Consider the following 19,776-nt stretch of genomic DNA (forward strand, 5'->3'; position numbering starts at 1 on the left):
GGGGGGACACCGTGGGAATCCTCAGCCAGTTCGACGTCATCGACTCCTTCAACCAGCTGATCCCGAACGCAGCCGGGCACTCCGACAGCTATCTGCGCGAGGTCGCCAAAGCGACCCAGGAGCAGGGCCTGCCCGTCGAGATGAACCTGGAGAGCAACTCCGACGGCCTGTTCGCCGCGATGCGCGGACAGGGCGCCCGCCGGTTCCTCGTCGTCCAGCCCGTGGACCGCAAGGCCCGCGGCCTGCGGATGATGCACTACGGCTTCCCGGTCGGCACCAACCTCACCGCCGGCTGGCTCCTCACCGGAACCACCGGCAACCTCAGGCTCTTCGACTACCTCGACCTCACCGCGGTCATCGAGTCCGTCCACGGACTCGCCGTCGTCCCCGCGCTCTACAGCGTCGCGGACAGCACCGGCTTCGCCCGCGAGGAGATCCGCAAGTACCAGAGCGGCTTCTTCGGCGTCTGATCGCCGTCGCCCGACCGTCTGGTTCCCGAGCATCCCAGCCGTCATCGGAAGGACAGCCATGGGCTGGTTCATCTTCATCGTCTACGTCGTCGGCATCATCGGCACCACCCGCTACGCGATGCGCCTCTTCGACCTGCACTGGGCCGACATCAACGGATCCGGTCTGAACGGCATCGGCGCCCGCTTCAAGACCATGGTCCCGGGCATCTTCTGGCCCGTCGGCCTGCCGATCCTGCTGCTCATCGGGCAGCAGCGCGCGGAGCGCCGCCAGGCCACCCGGCAGAGCGTCACAGACCTCATGAGCGGCGGCGACACCCCGCGCACCCCCTCCACACCGCAGCCCGAGCAGCGCACCCGCAACCCCTTCGACGACCTCTGAGCCACGACGCCCGCTCTCACTCCTGGAGGTGATCAAGTGCAGTGGCCGGACGTCCGTCATGACACGGCCGTGATCTGGGTCGACACGGACTTCTTCGCCAGGCCGGTCTGCTGGGCCACCGCGGTGGCCCGGATCGTCGCGGGCCCCCGCGCGCCCGAGGCGGCCGACGGCCCCGTGGACAGCGGCACGGCGATGCGGGCCGTGTCCAGCCGTATCGTGCAGGCCCTGAACGGCTGGGCGAACCGCGCAGCCCTGGAGGTCCGCTACTCGGCGCCCGCCGTCGGCCGGCCTCAGGGCATCGACTGCCACCTCGTCGCCCGCGCCGCCGCCGGCACGCGGTACGAGGCCGAGTCGTCAGCCGCGCAACTGCTCGGCGCCGCCGCACAGTTGCTGCCCCCGGGCTTCGTCGTGGAGCCGGTCGCCCAGGCCGACGTCCTCGCAGCTCCCCCGGGGGCGGTCACCTGCGCCGAGGTCCGCCGTCACGAGGAGGTCGTCGCCCCCGCCCTGCCCGACTACTCCGCCGCCGAGTACTACTACGTACCCGGGCGACTGCACGGCGACGGCTCCGCCTGGGCCCCGTTCCTGCGCGCCCTGCTGCACACGCCGTCGCCGGCCCTGGTCAGCCTGGTGTTCCTGCCGACCGTGCTGACCCCCTTGGAGAGCGACGCCTACGGCCATCTCTGCTCCGGCCTGGAGTACGAGGCCGCCGCCCGGACCGTGCCGGACTACCTCGGACAAGTGGAACTGCCGCCCGACGAGAACGCCCGCCGTGCCCTGGAGGCCTGGCGCCGCTTCGGGGACAGTCCTGCCAAGGTCCTGGCCCGCGCCACGGTCGTCGGGGACCACGCGGCCACCGACACGATCGCCGCCACCCTCGCGGCGGCCGTGGGATCGTCGCACGAGGTGACCGAGCGCGGCATGTCCGGCGGCGTGCGCATCGTCCGGCCCGGTGACCGCGAGGAACTCCGGCTCGCAGCCCAGTGCCTGGCGGGCGGCTCGATCGCGCCCTGGGGCGGCCACCCCGTGTGGAACCTGCCCCAGGCGCCCGAGACCATCCGCCGCGTGCCCTATCTGTTCGGGCCCGAGGAAGCCGCCTCGATGTTGGTCCTCCCGGTGCCCGGCCCCGACGGCTGCCCCGGCCTGGATGTGTCGTCGCCCGAACTGGACCGCCTCACTCCGGCGCCCGACACCGAACCGGGCACCCCCGCGCTCGCCCTCGGCGACCGGATCAGCGGCGGCCCCGCCACCACCGTCCACCTGCCCGTCGACGACCTCGTCAGCCACGGCCTCATCGTCGGGGCGCCCAACACCGGCAAGTCGACCACCCTGCAGAGCCTCCTCGTCCAGCTCTGGCGGGACCACCAGGTGCCGTGGCTGGTCATCGAACCCGTCAAGACCGAGCACCGCGGCATGCTCGCCGTGCCCGGGATGGAGGCGCTGCGCATCCACACCCTCGGCGACTCCGAGCGTGCGCCCTGGCGTTTCAACCCGCTTCAACCGCCCCCCGGCGTCACCGTCGACACCCACATCTCCTCGCTGATGGCCGTGTTCCGCGCGGTGGTGCCCGACATGGACAGCGCCCTCCCGCTCATCCTCGAACGCGCCCTGGAGGAGACCTACGTCCGGGCCGGCTGGGACGGCGGACGCACCCTGCCCGGCGCCGCCCCGACCCTGCGCTCCCTGCTTCCCGTCCTGGAGGCACTGAAGGACGACAGCGACTACCACGGCCAGGCCCTCAACGTGTTCCCGGCCCTCGCCACCCGCGTACGGGGCCTGCTCGCCGGCGAGCGTGGCCACATGTTCGACACCATGGAGGAGACCGACTGGGCCGGACTCATCGACCGGCCCGCCGTGCTGGAACTGGCTGCCATGGCCGACCCCGCCGCGATCGACATGACCCTCGGCTTTCTGCTCTCCCAGTTGTCCGCCCTCGCCCGGCTGCGCGGCAGCCAGAACCGCCGGCTGCGCCACCTCATCGTGCTGGAGGAAGCCCACCGCGTCTTCGCCCGCCCCTCGGGCGGCCCCGACCGCAGATCGGCCGAGGCGGTCTCCGCCCTCGCCAACGCCCTCGCCGAACTCAGCTCCTTCGGGCAGGGCTTCGTTCTCGTCGACCAGGTGCCCGAACGCCTGGACGATGCCGCCACCGCCCTCACCGGCGTGAAGATCATGCACGCGCTGCGCAGCGAGCAGAGCCGGCAGGCCACCCTCGGCGACATGGGCGCCGGCCCACGCTCCGCGCAGACCGCGGCGGCCCTCCGCCGCGGCCAGGCACTCGTAGCCACACCCCGCACCACCGACCCCCTGCTCGCCGGGATCCGGCCCGACCCGGCCGTGGACACCGCGCGCATCGTCGACGACGACACCGTCGTACGGCACATGGCGGGGCCCACCCGCGACCAGGCCCGGCTGCTGCCGTACGAGCTGTGCTCCCGCGACATCTGCCAGGACGGCTGCCTCCCGCGCCGCAGAGAACGGGGCCGAGCCCTCGCCTTCGCCCGGCGCCGGGAGGAACGCGCCGAGGCGCACCGGGCGCCGCGTGGTGAGCCGTACCGCGGGCCGGCTCTCGCCGACCTCGCCCAGGCCATGGCCCGCTCCTGCGCCAGCGACGTGGCCGACACGTACTGCGCGCTGGTCCACACGGATCTCACCAGACCGCTCCCCAGCCTGACGCCCCAGCGCCGGCAGTCCGATCTGGCGGCGGTCGTACGCAAACAGGCGGCACGGGCGGGCGGTACACGGTGATCTTTCACGACACCCCAGAGGACGAGCAGGACCACCACGACAGGCTGCGGCAGGCACTCGACGACCACCGCGACCTGCATCCCGACCACCATCGGGAGAGGGGACGGGTCGCCGAGTTCCGCGAGCAGGACGAGTCGTACCGCGAGGTGGCCGACCGGCTGCCGCCCTCCGGCGTCGACGTGTTGAGCGACCTGTACCGCGAGGAACTGCGCGACGTGGGGCACGCCATCGACAAGCACGTCGGGTGCTCCGCCGACGAACTGCGGGAGTTCCCGTCGTACGACTCGGAGGCCGGCGCGTCCTCCTTCGACACCCCGGGACAGGCCGCCGACGCCGTCAACGACGCCCTGTACCACTCCGCCGGCGACATGGTCGCCTGGCTGGTCAGCGACAACCCGGATCACTTCGTCTGCGACACCGACCTGGGCAGGACAACCGGCCGCTGGGCCCGCAGCCGCGACCACGCGGACGGCATCGAGGTGACCGGCATCCGCGTCGTACTGGCCAGAGACGACGACGATCCGCGCGGGTTCGTGTTCCGCACGGCGTTCCCGATTCCCTCGGATCAGGTACGCGGTGCCGGGCGGCGACGCACATGAAGGACATACGGCAGCAGGTCACCGTCGGCATCGTCTGTCTGGTGTGGCTCGTCCTCGCCCTGCTCACCGACGACACGCTTTCCCCGACCCCGCTGCGGCTCTTCTCGGCGGCCGGGACCACGGTGACCATCCTGGCCCTCGCGTACGAGAGGTACCTGTGGCGGTGGAAGCTCGTGCGCCGGTTCACCGGAAGCCCGCTGCTGCAGGGCACCTGGCGGGGCGAGGTGACCACCTCCATCATCCGGGAGGACGGCACGCCGGTGCCCTCGATCCCCGCCGCCCTCCATGTGGTGCAGAGCGCCTCACGTGTCAGCGTGTCCCTCTTCACCGAGGACTCGGTGTCCACCTCCACCCACGCCTCGCTGCTGCGCGGTGACGACGGCCGTTGGTGTCTGCGCTGGCAGTTCACCAACCAGCCCCGGCCCGTGGCCCGGCAGCGCAGCCAGCGGCACCGCGGCGTGGCCGAGGTGTGGATCGGCGCCGTACCCGGCGAGGGGCTGTGCGGCGAGTACTTCACCGACCGGCGGACGTACGGCGAAGTGAGCTTCGTGGAGTGGAGCCCGCAGCGGTACGGCAGCGCGTCGTCGGCCCTCGCGGCGTCGGACTTCGCGCCCGCCAGGCCGTACGCGGGGGCGGCGGGCTGACGGGCCGAAGGGGGCGTCGGCGTGCGCTTGACACACAGAGGCGCCATAAGGTCGCCAACGCCCGTCCGGCCGTGTGCGGGATGACGCTCGGCGGGCCGCCACATCCCAGACAGGGCAGTCGAGACGTCAGCCAGGCGAGGGGGCAGACCCGCCGGCGGTGTCACCACGTCACATCCTCACTGTCAGGCGATTCCGGTGCCGCGCAGCAGCAGGAGTGACACGTCCACCACCGCCACGGCGACCGCGGTGGCGAACGCGGCCCGCATCCATCGGGCTCCCAGCACGGTCCCCGCCGCGGCCACCAGGCCGGCCACCACGAGCGCCGTCATTCCCCACCTGCCGGGTGGCCCGGCGGGCCCCAGCGCCAGCACCGCGGTCGCGGCCACCAGCGGCACCGGCAGCAGCAGCCGGGTGCCGTACGGGCCCAGCCGGTGCGGCCAGCCCCGTACGCCCGTCGCCAGATCCCCTTGGATGTCCGGCAGTACGTCGCCCAGATGGGCGCCGATCCCGAGCATCGCCCCGGCGGCGACGGCCCACCACGCCGGCCACGGCTGCCCCGGCAGCCCCAGCGCCACGAATGCCGGGAGAGCGGCGAAGCCCACCGCGTACGGTGTCCAGGACCACGCCGTCGCCTTGAGCCGCAGGTTGTAGGACCACGCCGCCGCCACTCCGGTCAGGTGAGCGGTGCCCGCCCACAGGCCGCAGGCGAGCGAGAGCGGTACGCACAGCGCCAGCGCGGTGAACGCCGCCCACCACACCTGAGCCGCACCGATCGGGCCGTCGACGAGGGGCTTGTCCCGGCGGCCGGCGGCGACGTCCCGGTGCGCGTCGAACGCGTCGTTGCACCAGCCGACGGACAGTTGCCCGGTCAGAACGGCGGCTCCGGTCAGGACACAACGCGCCGGAGTCTGGCCCGCGGTGACGGCGAGTGCGACCGTCAGAGCGGTGACCGCCACGACCGGCCCGGGGTGGCACGCTCCGGCCAGGCCGGCGGCCCGGCCGGAGCGACTCGTGACCGGGTCACCGGCCGTCGACTGTTCGGGAGTCACCACCCGGCCGATCGTAGGCGGCCCCGTCCCACGCGGCGGGACCACGCGCCCGGGCGACGGCCGGACGGGCGATTCATGGTGCCGGAGCCCCGGTCCGGGGAAACGTGCAGAGGAACTCACCCCAGTCGGTCACCGGACGGGAACCCTATGACGCGGATCGCCGCCGTTCACGGTGTACTCGCACCGCACTGTCACACCCAGTCCGAGATCACCGACATGGTGGCCCGCACCTGTCTGCCCGAGGGCACCGACCGCAGGGCCCTGGACCGGCTGCACCGCAGTGCGAAGGTCCGCTCGCGCCACACGGTGCTGCCGCTCGAACGGTACGGGCAGCTGGACGGATTCGGCACCGCCAACGACGTCTTCATCACCGCCGCCACCGACCTGGGAGCCGAGGCCGTCCAGGGAGCACTGCACAGGGCCGGTCTGTCCGCGGCCGACGTGGACCTGCTGCTCTTCACGTCCGTCACCGGCATCGCAACCCCCTCGATCGACGCCCGGCTGGTGGGCCGCCTGGGGCTGAGGCCGGACGTCAAACGGCTGCCCCTGTTCGGCCTGGGCTGCGCCGGCGGCGCAGCCGGTCTGGCCCGTATGCACGACTACCTGCTGGGCAGGCCGGGTCAGGTGGCCCTGCTGCTGTCGGTCGAACTGTGCTCGCTCACCTTCCAGCGCGACGACGCCTCCGTGGCCAACCTGGTCGCCACCGCGCTGTTCGGCGACGGCGCCGCCGCGGTCGTCGCCCAGGGTGCGGACCGCCGGGAGGAGACCTCCGGCCCGACGGTGGTGGACACCCGCAGTCACCTGTATCCGGACACCGGTCGCGTCATGGGCTGGGACGTCAAGGACTCCGGCTTCCGCGTCGTCCTCGACCCGCGGGTCCCCGACGTGGTGCGCCAACACCTCGCCGACGACGTCGAGGGGTTCCTCGGCGACCACGGCATCAAGCCGAAGGACGTGACCGCCTGGGTGTGCCACCCCGGTGGCCCCAAAGTCCTCGAGGCCGTCAGCGAGACCCTCGACCTGACGGAGGGCGCACTCGATGTGACGTGGCGTCACCTGGCCGCCGCGGGCAACCTGTCGTCGTCGTCGGTTCTCCACGTACTGCGCGACACCCTGGCCGAACACCGCCCGCCGCCGGGCACGCCGGGTGTCCTACTGGCGATGGGGCCCGGCTTCGCCTGCGAACTGGTCCTGCTGCGCTGGTAGTACCGGCCGCCGCCGCCGGAGGAGGGAAGGGCGCGGAAGGACGGCAAAGGCGCGGGAAGGACGGGGCAAGGGCGCGGGGAGTCGGGAAGGGCGCGGGAAGGACGGCAAGAGCGCGGGAAGTCGGGAAGGGCGCGAAGGGGACATGATCTGGTACGGACTGCTGGTGGCCGCCGTCGCGGGGGAGCGCGTCGCCGAACTCGTCGTCGCCCGCCGCAACGAGCGGTGGAGCACCGCCCGCGGCGCGAGGGTGACCGGGCAGGGCCACTACCCGGCGATGGTCACCCTCCACACCGGCCTGCTGATCGCCTGCCCGGCCGAGGTGTGGCTGACCGGCCGGCCCTTCGTACCCGGCCTGGCCTGGCCGATGCTGGCCGTGCTGGCGGCCTCCCAGGCGCTGCGGTGGTGGTGTATCCACACCTTGGGACCTCGCTGGAACACTCGGGTGATCGTCGTACCCGGTCTGCCACTGGTGACCGGAGGCCCCTACCGCCGGCGGTGGCTGCGGCATCCGAACTACGTGGCCGTCGTCGCCGAGGGGGTGGCCCTCCCCATGGTCCACACCGCCTGGACCACCGCGGTCCTGTTCACGGTGCTCAACGCCGCCCTGCTCACCGTGCGCATCCGCTGCGAGAACCGTGCGCTCGCCGCCGCGGCCTCGCCGACCGGGCCCGCGCAGGCGTGATCGACGTACTGGTGGCCGGTGGCGGGCCGGCCGGTCTGGCCGCCGCCATCCACGCCGCGCTCGCCGGCCTGGAGGCCGTCGTCGTCGAGCCCCGGACCGCCCCCGTGGACAAGGCCTGCGGCGAGGGCGTCATGCCCGGCGGTGTCGCCGCGCTGCGGGCACTGGGCGTCGAGGTCGGCGGCCGTGAACTGCGCGGCATCCGCTACCTGGACGGCACCGCCCGCGCCGAAGCGCCCTTCCGGGACCACGGAGGCCTGGGGGTCCGTCGCACGGCGCTGCACTCCGCGCTGCACGAGCGTGCCCTCGGTCTCGGCGTGCGCGTGCTGCCGGGCAGGGTCGACGAGGTGCGCCAGGACGCGGACACGGTCACCGCCGCCGGGATCACGGCCCGCTGGCTGATCGCCGCTGACGGCCTGCACTCCCCGGTGCGCCGCGGCCTGGGCCTGGATCTGCCGGGCCGCTCCCACGGCCGCTACGGACTGCGCCGGCACTACCGCGTCGAGCCGTGGACGGACTTCGTGGAGGTCCACTGGTCCCGGGACGGCGAGGCCTACGTGACACCGGTCGGCGACGACCTGGTGGGCGTCGCGGTCCTCAGCCGCACCCGTCGCGGGTACGACGAGCACCTGGCCGCCTTCCCGGCGCTCACTGCGGCGCTGCGCGGCCCGGCCGCGACGGACGTACGCGGTGCCGGACCGCTGCGGCAGCGGGTGCGGCGCAGGGCCGCCGGCCGCGTCCTGCTCGTCGGCGACGCCGCCGGCTACCTGGACGCCCTCACCGGCGAGGGCGTCGCCCTCGCGCTGGCGACGGCCGGGGCGGCTGTCCGCTGTCTGGCCGCCGGACGGCCGGAGGAGTACGAGCGCGCCTGGGCCCGGCTGACCCGGCGTCACAGGCTGCTGACCGGGACCCTGCTGGTCGCGAGCCGCCGTCCTGGTACCGCCCGCCTCATCGTCCCCGCGGCGTCGCGGATGCCCCCGGTGTTCACGGCCGCCGTCCATTTGCTGTGTTCATGAGAACGGTCGGTCTCGTGAACAGATCCCGGTCGGCCGCGTCCGGCATCCCCGCCCTTTCCGTGTGTCCTGCGGCCCTGCCGGGCCGCGAGGCGGTGTCAGCGCAGGCTCAGGGGGGTCTCCGAGGTGACGTGGGTGAGTTTGGCGGGGTTGCGGACGTAGTAGAGGCCGGTGATGCGGCCGTCGTGGACCCGGAGGGCCAGGATGCCGTCGAGTTCGCCGGCCAGGTGGACGAGGAGCGCCGGGGTGCCGTTGATGACGGTGGGGGCCGTGGTGAGGGGTTCGGTGAGCTTGGTCAGGCCGCCGAGGAACAGGCGGGCCACCTTGTCGGCGCCGGCGACCGGGCGCAGGGCCGCGTGCTTGACGCCGCCGCCGTCGCTGACGAGGACGACGTCCGGGGCCAGTACGTCGAGCAGCTCCTGCGGGTCGCCGGACTCGATCGCGCGCCGGAACGACTCCAGCGCGGCCTGCGCGGCCTTGGGGGAGACCGCCTCGCGGGGACGGCGGGCGTCGACGTGGCGGCGGGCCCGGTGGGCGATCTGGCGGACCGCCGCGGGGGTCTTGCCGACGGCGGGCGCGATCTCGTCGTAGCCGACGTCGAACACCTCGCGCAGCACGAACACTGCGCGCTCGGTCGGCGACAGGGTCTCCAGGACCAGCATCATCGCCATCGACATGCTCTCGGCGAGTTCGACGTCCTCGGCGACGTCCGGGGCCGTGAGCAGGGGCTCCGGCAGCCACGGGCCGACGTAGGCCTCCTTGCGGCGCTTCAGGGTGCGCAGGCGGTTCAGTGACTGGCGGGTGGTGATCCGGACCAGGTACGCGCGGTCGTCGCGCACCTGGCCGGGATCGACCTCGACCCAGCGCAGCCAGGTCTCCTGCAGCACGTCCTCGGCGTCGGCCGCCGATCCGAGCATCTCGTAGGCGATGGTGAAGAGCAGGTTGCGGTGGGCGACGAAGGTGTCGGTCGCCCTGGTGGCGTCGTCGCTCACCGGGCTGTCCGCGTCGTCGTGCATGAATCGGCCTCCGGGGCGTGCTGTGCCGCCTGGTGCACCGGCGGCGAACGGGTCGTGTCGTCGCGTCAGGCCGCCCGTCCGGTGGGCCGTGCCGTCGGCTGTTCCGGCCTCGCCGGGGCCTTCGCCGACTTGGTCCGCAGGAGTTCTTCCCGCTTGCCGTCCTTGATCCACATGCTGCGCGCACCGGGCTTGCGGCCCTCGTACGCCAGCTGCTCGACGGTGTGCTTGACGACGTACTCCTTGAGCCTGCCGCCCGGACGTCCGCCGACGTGGAGGCCGATCGCGTTGTCGTCCCGGCGTGCGAACTGGAAGATGCCGGCGCGGCGCCCGAGGCTGATGCACTGTCCGGCGAACCCCACCTGCGCCGCCACGGGCTCCTTGCCGGCGATACGGCTGAGCACGGTCTCGGCGGCCTGCGGGCCGAGCTGGACCGCCGACTGGCAGCCCATCCGGTACGGCAGGTCCGACGGCGCGGCCGAGTCCCCGGCGGCGATGAGGCGCGGGTCGTCCACGCTGGTCAGGGTCTCGTCGGTGAGCAGCCGGCCGAGGGTGTCGGTGCGCAGCCCGCTGCGTGCGGCCAGGTCCGGCACCGAGAAGCCGGCGGTCCAGACGGTGATCCGGCTCAGCAGGTCGCGGCCGTCGGCGAGCCGTACCGCGTCCCGCGTCACGGCCGTCACCCGTGTGCCGGGGCCGTCCAGGACGGTCACGCCGAGCCGGGCGAGCTGCCGGGCGACCGAGCGGCGGCCCTTGGGGTGCAGGTAGGGGCCGAGCGGGCCGCCGCAGACCAGGGTGACGGCGCGGCCCGCCTCCGCCAGCTCGGCGGCGACCTCGATGCCGCTCGGCCCGGCGCCGACCACGGTCACCGGGGCGCCGGCGGGGGCCGAGTCGAGGGCCGGCCGCAGCCGCTCGGCGTCCTCCAGTGTGGCGATCGGGTAGGCGAACTCGGCCGCCCCGGGCACGGCCGGGTCGGCGCTGCCGCTGCCCACCGCGTAGATCAGGTAGTCGTAGCCGAGTGTGTCGCCCGAGGCGAGGGCGAGGCGGCGGTCGGGCGCGTCGATGCGGGTCACGGTGTCGACGACCAGCCGCACGCGCTCGGACAGGACCTCGCCGTAGTCGACCACCGCGTCGTCACTCCCGCCCACCAGCTGGTGCAGGCGCAGCCGCTCGACGAAGGCGGGGCGGGGGTTGACCAGCGTCACGGTCACGTCGTCGCGCTGGGTGAGACGGTTGGCGGCCATGACGCCCGCGTATCCGCCACCGACGACGATCACTTCGGTGTTCTGAGCCATGGTGTCTGTCTCCTACGTCTCCGGCGTCTTCAGGGGTTCGGCCTCAAGACACCGGGCGGGCCGCCGCTGTGACACGGTGTGGCGCACGTCACTCCGAGCTGGGCAAAAGGAACCTCGGGCGGAGACAACGGCCGCCCTTGAGGCAACATCTTCGTGAACGACATCCAGGGGCCAGACATCTGGGTGTCCGGCATCTGCGTGCCTGGCATCTGCGTGCCTGGCGTTTGCGTGCCTGGCGTTCGCGGGGCTGACATTTGCGTGGCCGACATCTGCGTGTCCGGCATCTGGGTGAACGACAGGCGCGGCACGCGCGGACGCCGGTGTCGTCGTCGCCGTACGAGATGAGGGACCTGGTGGAGCCGAGGATCGCCGTCGCCGTCGTGACCATGGGCAACAGGCCCACCGAGGTCGACGCCCTGCTGGAGTCCGTGGCCAAGCAGGACCTGGCGCCGGCCCGTCTCGTGATCGTGGGGAACGGCTGCCGGCTGCCCGAGTTCGCCGAGCGGCTCTCGCTGCCCGGTGAGGTCACTCCGATCGAGGTGGACGAGAACCTCGGCTGCCCCGGCGGGCGCAACGTCGCGCTCGCCCGGCTCCGGGAGTACGGCGACGTCGATGTCGTGGTCGAGCTGGACGACGACGGACTGCTGGTCGACCCGGACGTGCTGCGCCGGATCCGCGATCTGTACGCGGCCGACCCGCGGCTTGGGATCGTCGGCTTCCGCATCGCCGACGAGACGGGGGAGACCCAGCGGCGGCACGTGCCGAGGGTGGGCGCGTCCGACCCGATGCGCGGCGGGTACGTCACCGGCTTCCTCGGCGGGGGTCACGCGCTCAGCATGGCCATGCTCGACGAGACCGGCGACTGGCCCGCCGAGTTCTTCTTCGCGCACGAGGAGACCGACCTCGCCTGGCGGGCCACCGACGCCGGCTGGCGTATCCGCTACGCGCCCGAACTGCTGCTGCAGCACCCCAGGACCTCGCCCGCCCGGCACGCCATCTATCACCGCGTCACCGCCCGCAACCGGGTGTGGCTGGTCCGCCGCAACCTTCCGCTGCCGCTCATCCCGGTCCACCTCGGCGTGTGGGTCGCCGTCACCCTGCTGCGTACGCGGTCGGCCGCCGGGCTGCGGGCCTGGTTCGGCGGGTTCGTGGAGGGGGTGCGCGAGCCGGCGGGCCCGCGGCGCCCCATGCGCTGGCGCACGGTGTGGCGACTCACGCGGCTGGGCCGACCGCCGGTGATCTGAGCCAGGGTGGTCTCGGCCGCGGTGACCTGGGCTGATGCGATCTGAGCCGGGGTGGCCTGCGTCGGGGGCCTGAGCGGGGTGAACGGTGGCCTGGGTCGAGGCCATCTGCCTGTATGGGCGAGACCCCGGTCGTTCACCTCCGCCGACCGGGGCCCTCGCGCGCCCGGAACCGGCCGCAACGGCGACACTCCCCCGAGCTGCGCGTCGTACGCGCGCGCCCTCGGGCCAGTTCCGATGGAATGATCACATCAAACGGCACCAACGGATCGCTAACATGTGGCCAACGGTTCTCCCCGCCGTCGCACGGCAGTTGGCGCGAAGTCGTCGGCTCGCGCGGCGAGTGGCCCGGGAACTGGCCGATGCCGCCGAGAACCGTCCAGGGCATGGTGGCCGAAAGCCGCCGTATCGAATCGAGGTGGGTGGATCGGCGTGAAGCGGCGGTACGAGCTGCGGTTCGGACTGCTGGGACCGACGGTTCTCTACGACGCCGAGGGCGCGGGCGGCCGCTCCGGCTCGGGAAGCGCCCGTGATTCCGACGGTACCGGTGCCCGGGAGGCCGGGGGCGAGGTCCGGGAACTGCACGGGGGACAGGAACTCCGGGAGGTCCGCGAGGCTCAGGAGGCTGACGAGGTCCACGAGGCGCAGGAACTTCATGAGGTCCGCGAGGCTCAGGAGCTCCAGCCGGTCGACGGACTCGGGATGCGGAGCATCGGCAGTCCCAAGGTCCGCACGCTCCTCGCCGCGCTGCTCCTGGAAGCCGGCCGGGTCGTTCCGGTCGAGTCGCTGGAGGAGGTGCTGTGGGGCGGCGCGCCGCCCGCCTCGGCCCGCGCGTCCCTGCACAACCACGTCACGCGGTTGCGCCGCCTGCTCGACGACCCCGAGCGGCTGCGGGCCGTACCGCCCGGCTACCTGCTGCGCGTCGAGTGGGGCGAACTGGACGTGCATGCCTTCGAGAGCCACCTGGCCGCCGCCCGGGCCGCGCACGCCGCCCGGAACTGGGACCGTGTCGTACGCGAGTGCGTGGCCGGCCTCGCGCTCTGGCGGGGTACGCCGCTGAGCGGTCTGCCCGCCGAACTGGGCGGCTACGCCTTCGTCCAGCGCTTCCAGGAGGCCCGGCTGCTCCTGCTGGAATGGCGCTACGACGCCGACCTGGCCCTCGGGGGAACCCGGCTGGACCGTGTGCTGCCCGAACTCGCCGCGCTGGCCGTCGACCACCCGCTCCGTGAGTCGTACCAGCGGCAGCTGATGCTCGCCCTGCACCGCACCGGACGTCAGGCCGAGGCCCTCGCCGTCCACCGCGACCTGCGCACCCGCCTCATCGACGAACTCGGCGTCGAGCCGGGCCGGTCCGTCCGCGACGCCCATGCGGAGGTGCTCCGCGGAGCGGGGGAGGCGGACGCGGTGAAAGCCCCGGCGGACGGTGACGGGACTGCGTTGGCGGGCGGAGACGTTCGGTCCGACCGTGCGGGGCGGGCCGGGGGAGGGAGGCGGGCCGGGGACGTGGAATGGGCCGGGGACGTGGAATGGGCCGGGGGCGCGGGACGAGGTGAGGACGCGGGACGAGGTGAGGGCGCGAGGCGGGCTGACGGCGTTCGGGAGGGCGTCGGCGCCGACTTCGGTACCCGGGTCGTCGGAAGTGTGAGGGGCGAGGGCGACGAGGCGGCCCCGTCCGACGCGGCGCCCCCTGCCGACGGACCGGCTTCGGCGGACGATCCGGACGCCGGCGCGTCGCCCGCCCCGGCCGCGCTGGCCACCCCGTCCTCGACACCGCGCCGCACCGATGCCCCCTCGTTCCCGGGCCGCCCCACGGCCTGCGACCACCGCGAGCATCCCCATCACCTGCGCCAGCCCGGCCAGTCCCGCCAGCCCGACCACCTCGGTCAGCCCGGCCGCACTGGTCACCCTGCCTCCCCTGGGGCCACCCCTGTCACCGGCACCGCCGCCACGGACACTCCCACCCCCGCCACCGGTACCGCTGCCACGGGCACTCCCACCCCCGCCACCGGTACCGCTGCCACGGGCACCCCCACCCCCGCCACCGGCACCCCCGATCCCACCGCCCCGCTCCCTCCAGCCCAACTCCCACCCCCACCAGCCGCCTTCACCGGCCGTACCGACGAGGTCCGCCGCCTCCACCGCACCCTCACCGAGCCCGGCGGCGAGGGCGCCCCCCGGGTCGCCGTCGTCAGCGGGATGGCCGGCGTCGGCAAGAGCGCCCTCGCGCTGCGGGTGGCCCACACCCTGAGGGAACGTTTCCCCGACGGTCAGCTCTACCTCGACCTGCAGGGCGCCACCCCGGGCACGATCCCCCTCCGCGTCGACCAGGCCCTCGCCTCCCTGCTGCGCGACCTGGGCACGGAACCCCACCGCATCCCCGAGCGCCACGAGGCCAGGTCAGCGTTGCTGCGCACGCTGCTCGCACCCACCCGCACGCTGATCCTGCTCGACGACGCCGCGCACGCCGCCCAAGTGCGGCCGCTGCTCCCGGCCGGCCCCGGCTGCGCGGTGCTCGTGACCAGCCGCTCACCACTGACCGTGCTCGACGGTGCCCACCGCTTCCCGCTCGCGCCGCTGTCGCCGCAGGAGAGCGCGGCACTGCTGCGCGCGGTCTCCGGACGGACCGGCCTCGACGCGTCGCATCCACTGGTCGATCTCACCGGCCGCCTCCCTCTCGCCCTGCGCGTCGTCGCGGCCCGTCTCGCCGCACGCCGCGCCCTCACCCCCGATGTGCTCGCCGGTCAACTGGCCACCACCGACGGACGGCTGAGCCGACTCGAATACGACGACCTCAGCGTGCGCAGGTCGCTCGCCGTCACACGTGACGCACTCGCCGCGTCCGACCGCGAGGCCGACCGGGACGCGGCCCTTGTCCTGAGCCGCATCGGCGCGCTCGATCAGCCCGCCTACGGCACATCCCTGCTCGCCCGTCTCACCGGCATCGACGAACACCGCGCCGAGGCCGCGCTCGACCGCCTGGTCGACGTCGCCCTGCTGGAGGAGACCACCTACGGCCGCTACACCCTCCACGACCTCGTACGCGAGTTCGCCCGCGAGCTGGCGACGGCGGACCCCGAATCTGGCGAGGAGAGGCCCCTCACTTGGCGTCCGCGTAGCACTCCACCACCGCTGTCGTGAACGGGAACCGCACCGGCGTCTCCCCGAACGTCAGCCGCCCCGCCAGCTCCGACGCCTCCCGGATCGCGGCCACGACCGCCTGCGCCTCCTCGCGCGGGCAGTGCACGATCACCTCGTCGTGCTGGAAGAAGACCAGCTCGGCGGCCATGTCCGCGCAGGTGCGGCGCAGCGCGGCGAGCATGAGCAGTGCCCAGTCGGCGGCGCTGCCCTGGACCACGAAGTTTCGGGTGAAACGGCCCCGCGCGCGGGCGTTGCCGGACGCGTAGCCCGGCACCCACTGCTGCCGTTCGTCGGCGTCTCCGCTCTCGCCGGCCCCGAAGGGACCGCCCGCTTCGTCGCCGAGGGGGATGCCCGCCTCCTCCGCGTGGTCCTCCCCCGCGGTGACCGCCGGCGGGCAGGTGCGGCCGAGCCAGGTGCGGACCAGGCGTCCTTCCTCGCCCGCCCGCGCGGCCTCGTCGACGTACGCCACCGCGTGCGGGAAGCGGCGGCGCAGCGCGGCGAGGTTCTTCAGGCCGTCGCCGGAGGTCTGCCCGTAGACGGCGCCGAGCACGGCGAGTTTGGCGTGGTCGCGGTTGCCGGCGAAGGCCCGGTCGGAGACGGACTGGTAGAGGTCGGTCTCCCGTCCGGCGACCTCCATCAGGCCGGGGTCGCGGGAGATCGCCGCGAGCACCCGGGGCTCCATCTGGTCGGCGTCGGCCACGACGAGTCGCCAGCCGGGGTCGGCGACGACCGCACGCCGGATCACCTTGGGAATTTGCAGGGCCCCTCCGCCGTTGGTCACCCAGCGCCCGGTGACCGTCCCGCCGACGAGGAACTCGGGGCGGAACCGGCCGTCGCGCACCCAGTCCTGCAGCCAGCTCCAGCCGTGGGCCACCCACACGCGGTACAGCTTCTTGTACTCGACGAGGGGTTTCACGGCCGGGTGGTCTAGCGACTCGATCTCCCAGCGGCGGGTGGAGCGGACCCGGATCCCGGCCCGCGCGAACGCCTTGACGACTTCGGCGGGCAGGTCGGGGCGTACGCGGTGGCCGAAGGCGGCCGACACCTCCTCGGCCAGCTCTGCCAGGCGGCGCGGTTCGCCACCGCCCGCGTACCGCTCGCCCAGCAGGTCGTGCAGGACCGCTCGGTGCACGTCCGCCCGCCAGGGTATGCCGGCCCTGTTCATCTCGGCGGCCAGCAGCATCCCCGCCGACTCGCTCGCCGCCAGCAGCCGCATCCGGGCGGGGTGCTCGGTCCGGTCGAGCCGCCTCTGCTGTTCGGCGTAGACCGCGAGGAGGTCGGTCAGCGGCAGGCGGGCGGTGTCCTGCGGCTCGAACAGCGGTGACTGGGCGCCGGGGGAGGCGGCCCGCTGCGGCGGGTCGGGCGGTACGGGGCCGCCGCGCAGCCGGGCCAGGGCGGCGGCGGCCGAGCGGGGCTCCCCGTACCGCCCCTCGTGACCCAGGAGCAGGGTCTCGGCGTCCTCGACGTCGTAGCACCGCTCGACTCGCACCCCCGTGGCGAGTAGACGCGGGTACACCTCGGCCGTGGAACGCCAGACCCAGCGGGTCACGTCGGGCCGACCGCGGACGGCTTCGACGAGATCCGGCTCCCGGACGACCGACGCGGCGGGCAGCCCGTCCGGGCCGAGGGGGGCGAGCTCCACGCCACCGCCCTCGGCCGGAGCGAGTGCCCACCGATCGGTCATGTCGCGAGTGTGCCAGTCGGCACTGACAATCCGCCCCGACCTGCACCGATCCGGTCCGCGGAGGGTGGCGGGGCGCCCTGTCCCGGGGGGCCCTGGTCCCATCTCTGGACGCCCGTCTCCAAGCCCTCGGAGATACGTGGGCCGTCCTCGGCCCCGATGCGCGTTGCCGGCCCCGATGCCCGTTGCCGGACCGGATGCCTGGTCGCCGGACCGGATGCCCGTTGCCGGGTCTGCGTCCCGTCGCCGGGTGCGAGCCGATGGCCGGGGCTGAGCGCCGTCGGCGGGTGCGAGCCGATGGCCGGGGCTGAGCGCCGTCGGCGGGTGCGAGCCGATGGCCGGGGCCTAGTCCGACGCCGGGTCCGAGCCCGTGGCCGAATCCGGGCCCGCGCCCATTCCCTTGGCGAACTCGGACAGGGCCCGCGCCACGTACTCCTCGGTCCGTGTCTTGGAGATGCCGAGGCCGCTGAGGACGCCGTCCCCGTGCTCGAACTCCAGCAGGGCGAGGAGGAGGTGCTCGGTGCCGATGTAGTTGTGGCCGAGGCGCAGGGCCTCGCGGAAGGTGAGTTCCAGCACCTTCTTCGCGTCGGAGCCGTAGGGGATCAGTTCCGGGACCTCCTCGGCGGCGGCCGGCAGCGCGGCGGCGGCGCTCTGGCGTACGGAGTCCAGCAGGACGCCCTGCGCGGTGATCGCCTTGGCGGCCAGCCCCTCCGGCTCGGCCAGCAGGCCGAGGACCAGGTGTTCGGGCCGGCCCTCGGGGTTGCGGGCTGCGACGGCCTCGTTGTGGGCCGCGACCACCGCGTTGCGGGCGCGCGGGGTGTACCGGCTGAAGCCCTGGCTCGGGTCCAGGTCGGCCGACTCCTTCGGCACGAACCGCTTCTGGGCGGCCTGCCGGGTGACGCCCATGCTGCGGCCGATGTCCGTCCAGGAGGCGCCGGACCGCCGGGCCTGGTCCACGAAGTGGCCGATCAGGTGGTCGGCCACGTCCCCCAGGTGGTCCGCCGCGATCACCGCGTCCTGCAACTGGTCGAGGGGTTCCGGGTGGACCTTCTTGATGGCCGCGATCAGGTCGTCGAGCCGTACGGATGACGTGATGCTCTGGTTCGTCGACATGTGTCAACCATAGGTTGACAGTCCTCGGTATGCAACCTTGGGTTGACAGTGTGGGTCGAGACGGCCGCGACCGGGCGACTCGCCGTCCGTGGCACGATCGGACCGTGAGCCCCACCGACCGCCCCGGCAGCACGCCCCGGGACGCCCCGCCCGCCGGCACCGTCGAACGCGCCTTCCGGGCCGCCCTGTACGACGCCGGTGACGCCTCCCTGGACACCGGAGCCTCGCTGCTCGCCGCGGACGTGGCGGCGGACACCGAACTCGCCGCACGCGGAACGGAGTTCGTGGCGGCCCTGTGGCGGCGCGGTTGGCAGCCCGCCGACGTGGTGCGGATCGTCCGCCGGGACCTGGACGAGGTACACGTACGCCACGTCGCCGCGCTGATCCGCGCCCAGGCGGCACAGGACCCCGCCAAGGATGGCGCCCAGGACCCCGCCAAGGATGGCGCCCAGGACCCCGCCAAGGATGGCGCCCAGGACCCCGCCAAGGATGGCGCCCAGGGTCACGCCAAGGACGGCGCCCATAGCCACGCCAAGGAACGCACCCAGAACCGCACCCAGAACCGCACCCAGAACCGCACCCAGGATCACCCGCAAGACCGCATCCAGGACCGCGAGCAAGCCAGCACTCGGAGCCACGCGCAAGGCAGCCGCGCTCGCGACCGCGCGCGGGGTCGCCGGTGGGCCGCGCAGCTCGACGAGCTGCCCGCCGACCCGCCGCCCCGCACCGACCGCTTCTCCCACGCGACCGCCGTCCTGGAGCTGTACCGCCTGCTGCTGCGCCTGCCCGCCCTGGAGCCCCTGCCCGAGCCGGTCCGCGGGCACCGGTCGGACACCCGCATGCTCACGCGGATCCGCGGCCTGCTCGCCAAGGCGGAGGCCACCGGGTTCCCCGAGGAGGCCGAGGCGCTGACCGCGAAGGCGCAGGAGCTGATGGCCCGGCACAGCGTCGACGAGGCGCTGCTCGACGCCGCCGCGCCCGCGGCCGACGTGCCCGGCGCCTGCCGTATCGGCGTGGAGCCGCCGTACGAGCAGGCCAAGGCGGTGCTGCTGGACGCGGTCGCCGCGGCCAACCACTGCCGGGCCGTGTGGAACGAACCCTTCGGCTTCTCCACGGTCGTCGGCTTCGAGGCAGACCTGGAGGTGGTGGAACTGCTCCACACCTCACTGCTCGTCCAGGCCCAGACCGCGCTGACCAAGGCGGAGGCCGCCCAGCGAGCCGGCGGACGCAAGCGCACCAAGACCTTCCGGCAGGCCTTCCTCGCGGCCTACGCGCACCGCGTCGGCACCCGGCTCGCCTCGGCCACCTCGGCCGCGCGCAGTCATGTCGGTGCGGACCTCCTGCCCGTTCTCGCCTCCCGCGAGGTGGCCGTCACCGCCACAACGGACCGTCTCTTCCCCGAGACGGTCACCACCCGCCTGCGCGGCGTCACCGACGAGGCCGGCTGGGCCGAGGGCGCCCAGGCCGCCGACCACGCGCGCGTGGAGCCCCGGCGAGGGCTGCCGCGCCACGGCTGA

The 19,776-nt window shown here is 73.7% G+C and carries 16 protein-coding genes; 11 read left to right on the plus strand and 5 right to left on the minus strand.

Going from position 1 to position 19,776, the window contains the following annotated elements; translation table 11 throughout:
• Nucleotides 1-11: 11 nt before the first annotated feature.
• From AC3ET3_RS06470 to AC3ET3_RS06490, 5 genes are read left to right on the plus strand one after another with little or no spacing between them, the layout of a single operon-like run.
• On the plus strand, nucleotides 12-470 hold the full coding sequence (locus tag AC3ET3_RS06470; RefSeq protein ID WP_432135194.1) for a hypothetical protein: 459 nt from the start codon (nucleotides 12-14) through the stop codon (nucleotides 468-470).
• A 58-nt stretch (nucleotides 471-528) separates the two neighbouring features.
• On the plus strand, nucleotides 529-849 hold the full coding sequence (locus AC3ET3_RS06475) for a hypothetical protein (RefSeq protein WP_432135195.1): 321 nt from the start codon (nucleotides 529-531) through the stop codon (nucleotides 847-849).
• Nucleotides 850-885: 36 nt separating this feature from the next.
• On the plus strand, nucleotides 886-3,591 hold the full coding sequence (locus tag AC3ET3_RS06480) for an ATP-binding protein (RefSeq protein ID WP_435611796.1): 2,706 nt from the start codon (nucleotides 886-888) through the stop codon (nucleotides 3,589-3,591).
• Nucleotides 3,588-4,190, plus strand: coding sequence for an RNase A-like domain-containing protein (locus tag AC3ET3_RS06485; protein ID WP_432135197.1), 603 nt, complete (start codon nucleotides 3,588-3,590; stop codon nucleotides 4,188-4,190). The genes AC3ET3_RS06480 and AC3ET3_RS06485 overlap by 4 nt, the downstream gene beginning before the upstream one ends.
• Nucleotides 4,187-4,834, plus strand: coding sequence for a Cap15 family cyclic dinucleotide receptor domain-containing protein (locus AC3ET3_RS06490; RefSeq protein ID WP_435611797.1), 648 nt, complete (start codon nucleotides 4,187-4,189; stop codon nucleotides 4,832-4,834). The genes AC3ET3_RS06485 and AC3ET3_RS06490 overlap by 4 nt, the downstream gene beginning before the upstream one ends.
• Nucleotides 4,835-5,016: 182 nt before the next feature.
• Here AC3ET3_RS06490 and AC3ET3_RS06495 read toward each other — a convergent pair whose 3' ends face one another.
• Complete coding sequence (locus tag AC3ET3_RS06495) at nucleotides 5,017-5,886, minus strand: UbiA family prenyltransferase (protein WP_435611798.1); 870 nt, start codon at nucleotides 5,884-5,886, stop codon at nucleotides 5,017-5,019.
• 144 nt (nucleotides 5,887-6,030) lie between these two features.
• Between AC3ET3_RS06495 and AC3ET3_RS06500 the strand changes: the two genes are divergently transcribed.
• From AC3ET3_RS06500 to AC3ET3_RS06510, 3 genes are all read left to right on the plus strand, one after another.
• Nucleotides 6,031-7,089: a type III polyketide synthase gene (locus AC3ET3_RS06500; protein ID WP_432135200.1), complete on the plus strand. Its 1,059-nt coding sequence runs from the start codon at nucleotides 6,031-6,033 to the stop codon at nucleotides 7,087-7,089.
• 142 nt (nucleotides 7,090-7,231) lie between these two features.
• The gene (locus tag AC3ET3_RS06505) at nucleotides 7,232-7,771 is read left to right on the plus strand and encodes an isoprenylcysteine carboxyl methyltransferase family protein (protein WP_432135201.1); all 540 of its coding nucleotides are present in this window, start codon (nucleotides 7,232-7,234) and stop codon (nucleotides 7,769-7,771) included.
• On the plus strand, nucleotides 7,768-8,784 hold the full coding sequence (locus AC3ET3_RS06510; RefSeq protein ID WP_432135202.1) for an NAD(P)/FAD-dependent oxidoreductase: 1,017 nt from the start codon (nucleotides 7,768-7,770) through the stop codon (nucleotides 8,782-8,784). The genes AC3ET3_RS06505 and AC3ET3_RS06510 overlap by 4 nt, the downstream gene beginning before the upstream one ends.
• 95 nt (nucleotides 8,785-8,879) lie before the next feature.
• Here the strand turns inward: AC3ET3_RS06510 and AC3ET3_RS06515 are convergent, their stop codons facing one another.
• Both AC3ET3_RS06515 and AC3ET3_RS06520 read right to left on the minus strand, forming a co-directional pair.
• On the minus strand, nucleotides 8,880-9,797 hold the full coding sequence (locus tag AC3ET3_RS06515; RefSeq protein WP_432135203.1) for an RNA polymerase sigma-70 factor: 918 nt from the start codon (nucleotides 9,795-9,797) through the stop codon (nucleotides 8,880-8,882).
• A 65-nt stretch (nucleotides 9,798-9,862) separates the two neighbouring features.
• On the minus strand, nucleotides 9,863-11,086 hold the full coding sequence (locus tag AC3ET3_RS06520; RefSeq protein WP_435611799.1) for an NAD(P)/FAD-dependent oxidoreductase: 1,224 nt from the start codon (nucleotides 11,084-11,086) through the stop codon (nucleotides 9,863-9,865).
• 350 nt (nucleotides 11,087-11,436) lie between these two features.
• Here AC3ET3_RS06520 and AC3ET3_RS06525 point away from each other — a divergent pair, with 350 nt between their 5' ends.
• Together AC3ET3_RS06525 and AC3ET3_RS06530 are read left to right on the plus strand one after the other, a co-directional pair.
• The gene (locus AC3ET3_RS06525; RefSeq protein ID WP_432135236.1) at nucleotides 11,437-12,330 is read left to right on the plus strand and encodes a glycosyltransferase family 2 protein; all 894 of its coding nucleotides are present in this window, start codon (nucleotides 11,437-11,439) and stop codon (nucleotides 12,328-12,330) included.
• A gap of 429 nt (nucleotides 12,331-12,759) precedes the next feature.
• Nucleotides 12,760-15,465: an AfsR/SARP family transcriptional regulator gene (locus tag AC3ET3_RS06530; RefSeq protein WP_435611800.1), complete on the plus strand. Its 2,706-nt coding sequence runs from the start codon at nucleotides 12,760-12,762 to the stop codon at nucleotides 15,463-15,465.
• Here AC3ET3_RS06530 and AC3ET3_RS06535 read toward each other — a convergent pair.
• Nucleotides 15,425-17,149: a bifunctional 3'-5' exonuclease/DNA polymerase gene (locus AC3ET3_RS06535; protein WP_432135206.1), complete on the minus strand. Its 1,725-nt coding sequence runs from the start codon at nucleotides 17,147-17,149 to the stop codon at nucleotides 15,425-15,427. The two genes, AC3ET3_RS06530 and AC3ET3_RS06535, sit on opposite strands and share 41 nt — an antisense overlap.
• A 342-nt stretch (nucleotides 17,150-17,491) precedes the next feature.
• Nucleotides 17,492-18,259, minus strand: a complete 768-nt coding sequence (locus AC3ET3_RS06540; RefSeq protein ID WP_432135207.1) for a Clp protease N-terminal domain-containing protein — start codon at nucleotides 18,257-18,259, stop codon at nucleotides 17,492-17,494.
• A 185-nt stretch (nucleotides 18,260-18,444) separates the two neighbouring features.
• On the opposite strand from AC3ET3_RS06540, the gene AC3ET3_RS06545 reads away from it, so the two are divergent.
• Nucleotides 18,445-19,776 (plus strand): DUF2786 domain-containing protein, encoded by a 1,332-nt coding sequence (locus tag AC3ET3_RS06545; protein ID WP_435611823.1) that lies wholly within the window; start codon nucleotides 18,445-18,447, stop codon nucleotides 19,774-19,776.

The sequence above is a fragment of the Streptomyces sp. bgisy159 genome (assembly GCF_057707805.1).